Origin of the sequence: Asticcacaulis sp. W401b (genome assembly GCF_046503825.1) — a bacterium.
Taxonomy (GTDB): domain Bacteria; phylum Pseudomonadota; class Alphaproteobacteria; order Caulobacterales; family Caulobacteraceae; genus Asticcacaulis.
This window is the reverse complement of the sequence record NZ_JBKFEE010000002.1, coordinates 352,641-364,847: the sequence shown is the minus strand read 5'-3', so window position 1 is coordinate 364,847 and position 12,207 is coordinate 352,641. Positions and strand designations below refer to the sequence as shown.

The 12,207-nt window shown below is 62.4% G+C and carries 9 protein-coding genes; 2 read left to right on the top strand and 7 right to left on the bottom strand.

The window, feature by feature from the left end; translation table 11 throughout:
* The first annotated feature begins 18 nt into the window (after positions 1–18).
* Both ACK8OE_RS06400 and ACK8OE_RS06395 read left to right on the top strand, forming a co-directional pair.
* Positions 19–714 (top strand): DUF484 family protein, encoded by a 696-nt coding sequence (locus ACK8OE_RS06400; protein ID WP_232037030.1) that lies wholly within the window; start codon positions 19–21, stop codon positions 712–714.
* Positions 715–790: 76 nt separating this feature from the next.
* Positions 791–1,705 carry a tyrosine recombinase XerC gene (locus tag ACK8OE_RS06395; RefSeq protein WP_410272029.1) on the top strand — a complete coding sequence of 305 codons (915 nt, stop codon included), beginning with the start codon at positions 791–793 and terminating at the stop codon, positions 1,703–1,705.
* Between the two features lie 144 nt (positions 1,706–1,849).
* Here the strand turns inward: ACK8OE_RS06395 and lpdA are convergent, their stop codons facing one another.
* From lpdA to sucD, 7 genes are all read right to left on the bottom strand, one after another.
* Entirely contained in the window at positions 1,850–3,259 is a 1,410-nt protein-coding gene (gene lpdA, locus ACK8OE_RS06390) for a dihydrolipoyl dehydrogenase (protein ID WP_410271860.1), read from the bottom strand.
* 98 nt (positions 3,260–3,357) lie between these two features.
* Positions 3,358–3,909: a hypothetical protein gene (locus tag ACK8OE_RS06385; protein WP_410271859.1), complete on the bottom strand. Its 552-nt coding sequence runs from the start codon at positions 3,907–3,909 to the stop codon at positions 3,358–3,360.
* Positions 3,910–3,967: 58 nt separating this feature from the next.
* The gene (locus ACK8OE_RS06380; protein WP_290797124.1) at positions 3,968–4,852 is read right to left on the bottom strand and encodes a hypothetical protein; all 885 of its coding nucleotides are present in this window, start codon (positions 4,850–4,852) and stop codon (positions 3,968–3,970) included.
* 165 nt (positions 4,853–5,017) lie between these two features.
* Complete coding sequence (locus ACK8OE_RS06375; RefSeq protein WP_410271858.1) at positions 5,018–6,208, bottom strand: patatin-like phospholipase family protein; 1,191 nt, start codon at positions 6,206–6,208, stop codon at positions 5,018–5,020.
* Positions 6,209–6,302: 94 nt separating this feature from the next.
* Entirely contained in the window at positions 6,303–7,823 is a 1,521-nt protein-coding gene (gene odhB / locus ACK8OE_RS06370; RefSeq protein WP_410271857.1) for a 2-oxoglutarate dehydrogenase complex dihydrolipoyllysine-residue succinyltransferase, read from the bottom strand.
* A gap of 118 nt (positions 7,824–7,941) precedes the next feature.
* On the bottom strand, positions 7,942–10,923 hold the full coding sequence (locus ACK8OE_RS06365; protein WP_126421898.1) for a 2-oxoglutarate dehydrogenase E1 component: 2,982 nt from the start codon (positions 10,921–10,923) through the stop codon (positions 7,942–7,944).
* A gap of 397 nt (positions 10,924–11,320) precedes the next feature.
* Entirely contained in the window at positions 11,321–12,205 is an 885-nt protein-coding gene (gene sucD / locus ACK8OE_RS06360; protein WP_013477770.1) for a succinate--CoA ligase subunit alpha, read from the bottom strand.
* Positions 12,206–12,207: the final 2 nt, after the last annotated feature.

Below are 12,207 nucleotides of genomic sequence, written 5' to 3'. Positions count from 1 at the left end.
CCACACCCGATAGCCCACATGTCCTCAGATTTCCGCGACCCGACGACGACCGAGCGCCTCGCCGCCCTGATGGATTACCAGACCCTGCGCGGTCTCCTGCCGGACTTTGTGCAGGAACTGAAGCAGGATCGCGAACTGCTGGACAAGCTGGGGCTTCAGCCCAAAACGCGCAACCTGATCGACTTCGGCCCGGCCGCTCTCTCGCGGCTGGAGGCCAAGGCCATACGCGATTTCGACATGCGCCGCCAGATCGAGGCGACGGCCCGCGCCAATTTCGACGCTCAGGGGCAGGCGCACGCCATGGCCCTGTCGCTGATGGAGGCGCGCAACCATTCCGATCTGGCCCGCCGCCTCAACGAAGAGGTGCGCAACCGCTTCGGCCTTGTCTGCGCCACCATCGCGCTGGAAGACACGGCCCCCATTCCGCTGGGCTGGATGACGCTCGATTACGGCGGCGTGGACTATATTATCGGTGAAACCGGCCTGTCGCTGCTGGGGCCGGATGGGGTGTGCCGCGCCCTGTTCGGGGATGAGGTTCGCCGCATCAAATCCGCCGCCGTCATCCGCACCGCCATGTGGCGCGAAGGCCGCCCCGGCGCGGTCGCTTTCGGCTCTGCCGACTGGGAAGGTTTCAGCCCGGACATGGGGGCCGAACTGGTCGCCTTTATCGCCCGCGTCGTTGAGCGCGTCGCCGAACGCTGGCCCGTATTGTAACTCAAAGAAAAGTCTGGCGCTGGAGCGCAGTGGTTAGGGTAAATAATTGGTGACGATTGCCCTATACAGTGAAGGCATGACCATCGACGATGCCCGTTTGCAATGGCTCCTGTATCTCAAGGCGCAAAAGCGTGTGTCACCGCGCACGCTGGAAGCCTATGGCCATGCCTTTGCCCTCTATATCGGCCATCTGCGCAAAGCGTTAGGCGCTGACATCGACCTGACCGACCTGGCACATCTGACCTCTGCCGATATTCGCGGCTGGATGGCCTATCTGCGCGGCAAGGATGAGCCCTTATCGGCGAGGTCTCTGGCGCAGCACCTGTCGGCCATCAAGTCGTTTCACGGCTATCTTGATCTGCATCTGGGCTATGCCAATGCGCAGGTGGCGCTCACTCAGGGGCCACGCCTGAAGACCAGCCTGCCGCGCCCGCTGAATGAGGATCAGGCGCAGGGTCTGCTGACCGAGATCGAGTTGGATGCCGACAAGTCCGAGTGGGCGGCAGCGCGCGACCGCGCCGTACTGCTGCTGCTCTATGGCTGCGGTTTGCGCATTTCCGAAGCCCTGTCGCTGACGGTCAAGGACACGCCACTGGGCGAGACAATGCGCATTGTGGGTAAGGGCAACAAGACGCGGCTGGTGCCCGTGCTTGAGGCCGTGCGCGAGGCCGTGGACGCCTATAAGCGCCTCCAGCCCTTTACGCTAACAGCAGAAGACGCGCTGTTTCGCGCACCGCGCGGCGGGCCGCTCAGCCCGCGCCATGTGCAACTGAGCGTGCAGCATCTGCGCTCACGGCTGGGCCTGTCGGATCGCGCCACGCCGCACGCCCTCAGACATTCGTTTGCCACGCACTTGCTGGGCTCAGGGGCGGACCTGCGCTCGATTCAGGAACTGCTGGGCCATGCGTCCTTGTCCACGACACAGAAATACACGCAGGTCGATGCCGAACGCCTGCTCAGCGCCTATGCGACGGCGCATCCGAAGGGCTGAAACCTGTTTCGGGGTTTGGGGCCTGCGGCCCCAAGTCTTCTCCTTCAAAGAAAAACCCCTTCGGCGAAACCGAAGGGGTTTTTCTTTGAATAAAAGGTTAGTGGGACCCCAAGATACTTTCTTTGGCCCCACGCCCCAAAGAGTTTACGCCTGCATCGTCCAGCCTTCGACGCCCATAGCCGCCTGACGCACGGCTTCCGAACGGGTCGGGTGCGGGTGGCAGATGCGCGCTAGGTCTTCCGAAGCGCCGCCAAACGCCATCAGCACGCAGGCTTCGCCAATCATTTCACCCGCCTGCGGACCCATGATGTGCACGCCATAGACGCGGTCCGTCCTGGCATCCGCCAGGAACTTCACGAAGCCATCGGTTTCGTGATTGATCTTGGCGCGGCTGTTGGCCATGAACGGGAACTTGCCGACCTTGTACTGGACGCCCGCCGCCTTGAGCTGGTCTTCGGTCTTGCCGACCCAAGCCACTTCCGGGAAGGTATAGACGACCGACGGGACCAGATCATAATCGACGTGACCGGCCTTACCAGCGATCAGCTCGATGGCAGCTACGGCGTCTTCTTCGGCCTTGTGCGCCAGCATCGGGCCAGTGATCACGTCACCAATCGCCCACACGCCCGGTGCCGCGGTTTTGAAATGGTTGGTCGGGATGAAGCCGCGCTGATCGGTGGTAATCCCCACGCTTTCGAGGCCCAGACCTTGCGTGAACGGACGGCGACCAATGGCGACCAGCACCACATCGGCTTCGAGGGTTTCGGGGTTACCCCCCTTGGCCGCTTCCAGCGACAGGGTGACACCGTTGGTGCCCGTCTTGGCCGCGGTGACCTTGGTGCCCAGTTTGAAGGCAAAGCCCTGCTTGGCCAGAATCTTCTGGAAGCCCGTGGCGACTTCGGTGTCCATGCCCGGCGTGATGCGGTCGAGGAATTCCACCACCGTCACCTTGGCGCCGAGGCGACGCCACACCGAACCGAGTTCGAGGCCGATAATGCCCGCGCCCACAACGACGAGGTGCTTCGGCACCGCCGGCAGCGACAGGGCACCGGTCGAGTCCACGATCTGCTTCTGATCAACGGTGACACCCGGCAGCGGGGTCGGCTCAGAGCCCGTGGCGATGACGATATTTTTGGTGGTCAGGTGCTGGACCGAACCGTCCTGCGCCGTGACCGACACCTTGCCCTGACCTTCGATCTTGCCGAAGCCGACGAAGTAGGTGACCTTGTTCTTCTTCATCAGGAATTCGATGCCCTTGGTCAGGGCGGTCACGCTGTCCTGCTTGGCCTTCATCATCTGGACGAGGTTGAGCGTCGGCGCGGGGACCTCGATGCCGATGGTCTTGAATTCGTGCTGGGCGGCTTCGAACAGTTCCGAAGCGTGCAGCAGGGCCTTCGACGGCATACAGCCGACGTTCAGGCAGGTCCCGCCCAGAACGCCGCGCGATTCAACGATGGCGGTCTTGAGACCCAGTTGACCGGCGCGGATAGCGGCATTGTAGCCGCCGGGGCCGCCCCCGATGATGACGACGTCGAAGCTTTGGTCCTGAGACATGGCGATGGCCCTTAATTTAGCGCATAAGACTTCCTGCCCTGCCGTAAAATTCCAAGCGGCGGGGGTCAAGCCCTATGTGGGTATTTTGAGAGGAAACGCTAGTTTTCGTAAGCCAGATGGCGCTTTGGCAACGGGCGGCCGCGCGCCATCAGGATGATGAAGCCCAGCACCATGGCCACCAGGGTCAGCGTATAGCGCGGGTCCCAACCGGAGAGGATTTCGAGGATGCGGTCAAACAGGCCCGATCCCGCCTCGCCCTTGGTCAGGAAGGTCAGCACCACGTCGGCCACAAAGGCCGCGGCATAGGCCAGAGCCGCGCGCACATTGCCCTTGGCAAACAGAAACGCCGCGATCAGATAGAAGACGATCACCCCACCCCACAGCCAGATGACCGGCTTGTTGTCGGTCTCTATGGCCGCGACGGCGGTTTCGCCCTGAATGGAGTCGGAGGGCACGGCCGTCACATCGGCTCCGTAGGAGTCATCGGCGCTCAGGATACTGGCCCCGCCGACATGCGTATCGACATCAGCCTGCCGCATGGAAACCTGCGGTGCATAGCTGGGGGTCAGGGCCGATTTGATGACCGGAAAGGCGATCCAGCCGACATAGGCCACAACAATCAGGGCGATAAACCAACGCACGTACTTCATGGACAGGCGCTCCGCAGAACAGGGTTAACGCTGTTTTAACCCATGCGGCGGGTCTTGCCTATGGCTTATTCGCCTGAGAGGAGGTGTCCGCCTCACCGATGGCCGCAGCGGCCAGTGTCGGATCGGCCTTCAGCTTTTCCAGCCCCCCCATATTGCGGTCGGCATAGGTGAGGACCTGATTATAGAAGTCGCGCGACCCGCAGGCCTGCGGTCCCTGACGGTTGGCGTCCTTGTAGAGCATAAGCGCCGTATCATAGGTCTGCTTATAGGCCGCAGCCGTCAGGTGCGGTGTTTCCGAGGCCGGAATGGCCAGCACGCGCTTCATGCGTTGCGCCGTGCGGGCATAGATGACGCAGGACTGCGACGCATAAACCATGTAGCGGTTCAGCACCTTGTCGCCTTTCAGCGTATAGTCTTCTTTGCTGAACTGATTGTCCACGCCGCCGCCCCCGGTGAAGAAGGCTGAACCGCCACTGCCCGACATGCCATCCATGCCCGGCAGCGGGATTTCACGCATCATGGCCAGGGTTTGCGGCCGCCCCAGCTCACGCGCCACCATGATCCAGAAATCCGGCTGCCCCAGCAGGGCCTCTTCACGGCCATCCAGTTTGATATTGTCAGATTTGCGGATGTACATGTTCAGGAAGTCCTGAAACACATTCTGGATGCGCGATTTTTGCAGGCTGGTGAGGCTGACCGGTTCGCGCCCCATCTCCAGCGCCAGCCCGTAAGACAGCACATATTCCGCTTTCAGCTCCGTCGCCTTGTCGGCCATGTCGGCCATATCGCCGGTCATGGCGCGCTGGATGTGCGGCCAGGCCTTGCGCGACGCGGCGGAATTAAAGGTGCCCGCCTTGCTGTTGGTGGCGGCCTGCGCGACCGGGGACACCAGCAGACAAAAGGCGGCAGTGGCGGTCACAGCCGCGCGGAACAGAACAGACATGAAGGCTCCCCCTGACAGGAATAATTATATTTGGTTTTATTAAAGCGCATTCCGAAAAGTGTGCAACGGTTTTCGGAATCAAATGCGCGACACAACAAAATATTTGAGCCATTCGGCGGCTCAACTGAGCCGACGAATGCTCTAAAACACGATTGCCCGTTCGGTTCAATTGGCTGGCGCGTCTGGCTTCCATAGTTTGTCCGACGCCCCCAACTGATAGCCGTAATAGAAGACGCGGCGCATCGAGTCCTTTTCAAAGGCCAGAAGCCCGCCTTCGATAAATTCATCCGGCAGGGCGACTTCGGATACGTCCATCTGGCTGCGCTGGGCGAAGGCGTAGAGGCTGATCAAAGTCCCGCGCGCCTGCGCCTTGGTCAGGGTGTCGAGCGAGCGGCCCATGATTTCCAGCGCATTGTACGGAGTGATGGCGGGCTGCGGCGTAATCTTGCCGTTGATGATCACGTAGATGTGCCCGCCACTGATCAGGCCTTTGGGCACGGTCCAGTTCATCATGGACTCGGGCAGGATGAAGAAGGGCAGGGTCACGCCGCCATCGACGTGCATTTCCTGAAACGGACGCGGACCGGTCGGCACGCCGTGCCCGCCCGGCACCGGCTCGACCGTGATCATCACCGGCGCGAAGGCGGCCGGGACCGAAGACGAGGCAACCAGCACCTGACGGATCAGGTCGATGGCCTCGCGCATCTTGCCGGCTGAGCCGTCGCGAACGGCAATGGCCGAGATTTCCCCCAGATCCCACAGCACGCCCGTCTGGGCATCGAGATTGGTCGTACCGACCAGCAAGCGCCGCCCTTTGAGGTGTTCGCGGGCAATATCGCGCACCATGGTCTCATCGACATAGGTGCTGACGAGCCCGTAGAGGGCCTTGGAGTCCAACACACCCGGCGTGAACAGCGACAACAGGCCGCGTGACTTGGTCAGGCTGTCGGCCACGCCGCTGGTATAGGCGTCTTTCAACTTCTCATCATAGGCGGGGCCCAGATAGGCGAAGGGCGCGATCAGAGCCCCGGTTGAAACCCCGGTGACCATGCGAAACTGCGGGCGGTCACCGCGCTTGCTCCACCCGACCAGAACCCCGGCCCCGAAGGCCCCGTCTGCACCGCCACCGGACAGGGCCAGGACGTCGAAGCGCTGCATCCCGTTCAGTTGCATGTCCTTGCGCGCATCGGCTTCGAGGCGGGCGGGAATGTTGGGATCGGTGGCCGAAAAGCGCACATTGGGGAAACCCACCGGCTGATAGTCCGCCGCGCGTGGGTACTCCGTCTCGGTGCGCTGAAGCGTCAGACATCCGCTCAGGCTAAAGGCCATAACAATCAGGACAAGACGTTTCAGCATGGGGCCACCTGTGGATAAACCGCGGCTCTAAATAAAAGAAAAGCCGCCCCGTGGAACGGAACGGCTTTCCAATAGGTCACGTCCTCACGCGACATTACACATCGAGGACGAAACGTTGCGGGTCTTCCAACCCTTCCTTGACGCGGACGAGGAATGTCACGGCTTCCTTGCCGTCCACGATGCGGTGATCGTAGGACAGGGCCAGGTACATCATCGGGCGGGCGACGATCTGACCGTTGACGACCATCGGGCGTTCCTTGATGGCGTGCATCCCTAGAATGCCGACCTGCGGCATGTTGAGGATCGGCGTGGACATCAGCGAGCCATAGATGCCGCCATTGGTGATGGTGAAGGTGCCGCCTTGCAGCTGATCCAGCGACAGGGTGCCGTCACGCGCCTGCTTACCCAGCGCGGCGATGCCCTTTTCGATACCGGCCAGCGACAGGTCATCGACGTCACGCAGGACCGGCACGACCAGACCCTTTTCCGTACCCACGGCGACGCCGAGGTCGTAGTGGTTCTTGTAGATGATGTCCGTGCCTTCGATTTCGGCGTTGAGCGCCGGGATGTCCTTCAGGGCGGCGACGACGGCCTTGGCGAAGAAGGACATGAAGCCCAGCTTCACACCGTGGCGCTTTTCGAAGACGTCCTTATAGGCGTTGCGCAGGCTCATCACGGTGGACATGTCCACTTCGTTGAAGGTGGTGAGCTGAGCCGCGGTGTTTTGCGACTCCTTCAGACGGCGAGCAATGGTTTGACGCAGGCGGGTCATCTTGACGCGCTCTTCACGCGGGCCGACTTCGCGCGGGGCGACCGGAGCGGAGGGGGCTGCGGCCACCGGAGCCACGGCAACCGCCGCCGGGGTAGCCAGGGCCGCCAGGGCGTCGCCCTTGGTGATGCGGCCGTCTTTACCCGTACCGGCGATGCCGGCGGTGCTCAGGCCGGTTTCGGAGACGATGCGCTGAACGGCGGGCGACAGGTGCTCAGAGGCCTTTTGCGGGGCCGCAGCGGGGGCAGCCGCCGGAGCCGGAGCGGCAGCAGGGGCAGCGGCTACAGAACCCGCCGAAGCGCCCGCGGCGATGCGGGCAATGACCTGACCCGGCGTGACGGTCGCACCGTCTGCGGCGACGATTTCGGCGATGACGCCATCGGCCGGAGAGGCCACTTCGACGGCGACCTTATCGGTTTCGATTTCGACGAGGATTTCGTCCTTCTTCACCGATTCGCCGACCTTCTTGGCCCAGCGCGAGATGGCGCCTTCGGCGACCGACTCGCCCATCACCGGGGTCTTGACGTCGAGCAGGGCACCGCTCGCCGCCGTAGTTGCGGGAGCCGGAGCCGCGGCAGGCGCAGCCGCCGGGGCGGAAGCGACGGCGGCACCGGCGGCGCCGATACGGCCCAACACGGCACCAGGGGTGACGGTATCGCCTTCACCGGCGAGGATTTCGGTCAGGGTGCCGTCAGCGGGGGCAGCCACTTCGAGCGAAACCTTGTCGGTTTCCAGCTCGACGAGGATTTCGTCCTTTTTCACGGCGTCGCCGGGCTTCTTGGTCCACTTGGCAATGGTGGCCTCGGAAACAGATTCGCCGAGGACGGGGGTAAGGATGTCGGCCATGGGTATAGGCTCCGATTTATCTTTTCAAATTCAGGGGGTGAAGGGCGCGCTCAGGGTTCAATGGCAGCGCCCTTCATAGGGACGGGTTCAGGAAACTTCGTTCAGGCAGCCTGCGCGGTTACGCGAAGGCCTCGTTCAGGAAGGTTTCCAGCTCTTTCAGGTGGCGGCTCATGACACCGGCAGCGGTCGAGGCCGAGGCCGGGCGACCGACGTAGCGGGCGCGCTTGGCCTTGATCTTCAGCTTGTCGAGCGTCAGTTCAAGCCACGGATCGACGAACGACCAGCCGCCCATATTCTTCGGCTCTTCCTGACACCACACCAGTTCGGCGTTCTTGAAGCGGCCCAGCTCGGTCAGCAGGGACTTCATAGGCCACGGATAGAACTGCTCCAGACGCATCAGATAGACGTCCTTGATGCCCTTCTTTTCGCGCTCATCCAGCAGGTCGTAATAGACCTTACCAGAGCAGAGCACGACGCGACGGATCTTGTCGTCGGCCACCAGCTTGACACCTGCCACGTCGGGACGGCGCTCGGCGTCGTCGTGCAGCACGCGGTGGAAGGACGAGCCTTCCGAGATGTCGGTGAGGGTCGAAACCGCCTTCTTGTGACGCAGAAGCGACTTCGGCGTCATGATGATCAGCGGCTTGCGGAACGGACGGTGGATCTGACGGCGCAGGATGTGGAAGTAGTTGGCCGGCGTCGTGCAGTTGGCGACCTGCATATTGTCTTCGGCGCACAGTTGCAGGAAGCGTTCAAGGCGCGCCGAAGAGTGTTCGGGGCCCTGACCTTCGTAACCGTGCGGCAGCAGCATGACGAGTCCCGACATGCGCAGCCACTTGCGTTCGCCCGACGAGATGAACTGGTCAATCACGACCTGAGCCCCGTTGACGAAGTCGCCGAACTGACCTTCCCACATGACCAGCGTGTTGGGATCAGCCAGCGAGTAGCCGTATTCGAAGCCCAGCACCGCCTCTTCCGACAGGGCCGAGTCGATCACTTCGTAAGCGCCCTGACCTTCGCGCAAATGGTTGAGCGGGAAGTAACGCTCCTCCGTGCGCTGGTCGATAAAGGCCGAGTGGCGTTGCGAGAAGGTACCGCGGATCGAGTCCTGACCCGACAGGCGCACGTCGAAGCCTTCGTCGAGCAGCGACCCGAAGGCCAGATGCTCAGCCAGCGCCCAGTCGATATTTTCGCCGCTGTCGATGGCCTGACGGCGGCCTTCGATGACGCGGCGCAGCGTCTTGTGCGCCTCGATCTCGTTGGGGATGGTGGTGATCTTGCGACCGATCTCTTCCAGCTTGGCACGCGGCACCGAGGTGAAGCCGCGACGCTCATCGTCTTCGGGCAGGCCAAGGCCCGACCACTTGCCGTCCAGCCAGTCGGCCTTGGTCGCCTTATATTCCTTACCTGCCTCGAACTCAGCGTTGAGGAAGGCGTCGAATTCAGCGATCCAGCCGTCGATTTCGGCCTGCGTGGCCACGCCTTCGGCGATCAGGCGCTGACCGTACAGTTCGCGCGTGGACGGATGGTCCTTGATCTTGGCGTACATGATCGGCTGTGTGAACGTCGGATCGTCGCCTTCGTTGTGACCGAAGCGGCGATAGCAGAACATGTCGATCACCACATCCTTGGCAAACTTCTGCCGGAACTCGGTGGCGACTTTGGCGCAATAGACCACGGCTTCGGGATCGTCACCGTTACAGTGCAGGATCGGAGCCTGCGCGCCCAGTGCCTGATCTGACGGATAGGGCGAAGAGCGCGAGAAGCGCGGCGCGGTGGTAAAGCCGATCTGGTTGTTGACGATGATGTGCAGCGTGCCGCCGGTCTTGTACCCCTTCAGCCCCATCAGGGCGAAGCATTCGGCCACCACGCCCTGACCCGCAAAGGCGGCATCGCCGTGCAGGATCAGCGGGATGGTCTGGCTGCGGTCGAGCTGACCGTCACCCTTGGCCTTGATGTGCGCCGCCTGCTTGGCGCGGGCCTTGCCCAGCACCACCGGGTTGACGATTTCAAGGTGCGACGGGTTGGCCGTCAGAGACAGGTGGACATTGTTGCCGTCAAAGGCGCGGTCCGAAGACGCCCCCATGTGGTATTTCACGTCGCCGGTCGAGTCGATGTCGAGCGGCACGGTCGAACCGCCCTGGAATTCGTGGAACAGGGCGCGATAGGGCTTACCCATCACGGCCGTCAGCACGTTGAGGCGGCCCCGGTGCGGCATCCCCAGAATGAGGTCCTTCACGCCCAGATTGCCACCGCGCTTGATGATCTGTTCCATCGCCGGGATCAGGGCTTCACCGCCGTCGAGGCCGAAGCGCTTGGTGCCGGGGAAACGGCGGTGCAGGAAGCGTTCGAGGCCTTCGGTCTCGATCAGCTTCTTGAGGATGGCGATCTTGCCTTCCTTGGTGAAGGTGATTTCCTTGTCGCGGCCTTCGATACGCTCCTGAATCCACGCCTTTTCGGCCGTGTCGTAGATGTGCATGTACTGCACGCCCACATTGGCGCAGTAGGTGCGGCGCAGGATCTGGATGATTTCTTTCAGCGTCGCCGTTTCGAGACCCAGCACACCGTCGATGAAGATCGGGCGGTCCATGTCGGCGGCGCTAAAGCCCCAGTGTTCCGGCAGCAGTTCCGGATTCTCGCCCTTCGGCTCCAGACCCAGCGGGTCGAGATTGGCCTGAAGGTGACCGCGGATGCGGTAGGCGCGGATCAGCATGAGGGCGCGCACGGAATCGCGCGCGGCGTTTTGCAGGTCGGCGGCGGAGGCCGGCGCGGCCTTACCGGCGGCGGCGTCCTTGGCGTTCTTTTCGGCAATACCCTTGGCAGCCTTGGCTTCGACGGCAGGCCAGAACCCGTCCAGCGCCGAGGTCAGCTCATCGCGCTTTTCCACGACGGGGCGCGCCCAACCACCCACCGAGGCGTTCTGCGCCACGTTGGTCGGGTTGTCCATAAGTTGATCGAAGAAGGCCCGCCAGGCCGGAGTGACAGAGCTGGGGTCCTTTGCCCACTGCTCCTGAATCTGTTCGATGAACAGGGCGTTGCCGCCATAAAGGAACGAGGTTTCCGCGAAAACCTGGTTCAGCCGACCGGAATCGTCCGCCATTCTATACCTTGCGAGACGGCCAATTACGACACCGTCTCCCTTTCGTACTTGGGTTGAGGCGGCCAATAACGACACCGCCTGACAGGAAGGTCTATACTCTCTTTGAGAGGTGTTGAGAACCTCTTAAGCCGGAAACATCGTATACGATTTATTGGGCAAAATGTTAGCGCTCACATTATGCGCCCGTCATGCCTCGGCGGCAACAAAAAAGCGCGCAACCCGGAGGCTACGCGCTTTTCGTGACGAGTATATGGCAAGCCACAAAACCTCTGGCTACTTGCACCGACGGGGAGCCGGGCGGCAGGTCAGGGGACGTTAAGGGCCCCCACCACCGCATCTAGCGCTTCGCGCGTCGTGCGGTCCCCCTCCCCAGCAAGCTGGGGAGGTATAACAGGTCTTAACCCTTCAGCACGCTGAGCAGGGTTTCGCCGAGCGCCGCCGGAGACGGAGACACCTTGATGCCCGCCGCTTCCATGGCTGCAATCTTGTCTTCCGCGCCGCCCTTGCCACCGGAGATGATGGCACCGGCGTGGCCCATGCGGCGGCCCGGAGGCGCCGTGCGGCCCGCGATAAAGCCGGCCATCGGCTTTTTACGGCCGCGCTTGGCTTCGTCGATCAGGAACTGAGCGGCGTCTTCTTCGGCCGAGCCGCCGATTTCACCGATCATGATAATCGACTTGGTTTCGTCGTCTGCCAGGAACATTTCCAGCACATCGATGAACTCGGTGCCCTTGACCGGGTCACCACCGATACCGACGGCGGTCGTTTGACCCAGACCGGCATTGGTCGTCTGGAACACCGCTTCATAGGTGAGCGTGCCCGAACGCGAGACAACGCCGACCGAACCCTTGGAGAAGATGTTGCCCGGCATGATGCCGATCTTGCACTCGTTCGGCGTCAGGACGCCGGGGCAGTTCGGCCCGATCAGGCGCGACTTGGAACCCGACAGGGCGCGCTTCACCTTCACCATATCCAGCACCGGAATGCCTTCGGTGATGCAGACGATCAGCGGGATTTCGGCTTCGATGGCCTCTAGGATGGCATCAGCCGCGAAGGGCGGCGGCACGTAGATGGCCGAGGCGTCGGCACCGGTACGTTCCTTGGCTTCGGCAACGGAGTCGAACACCGGCAGGCCTATGTGGGTGGTGCCGCCCTTGCCGGGGGTCACGCCGCCAACGACCTTGGTGCCGTAGGCGATGGCCTGTTCGGAGTGGAAGGTGCCTTGCGCGCCGGTGAAGCCCTGCGTGATGACCTTGGTTTGCGAATTGATCAGTACGGACATTG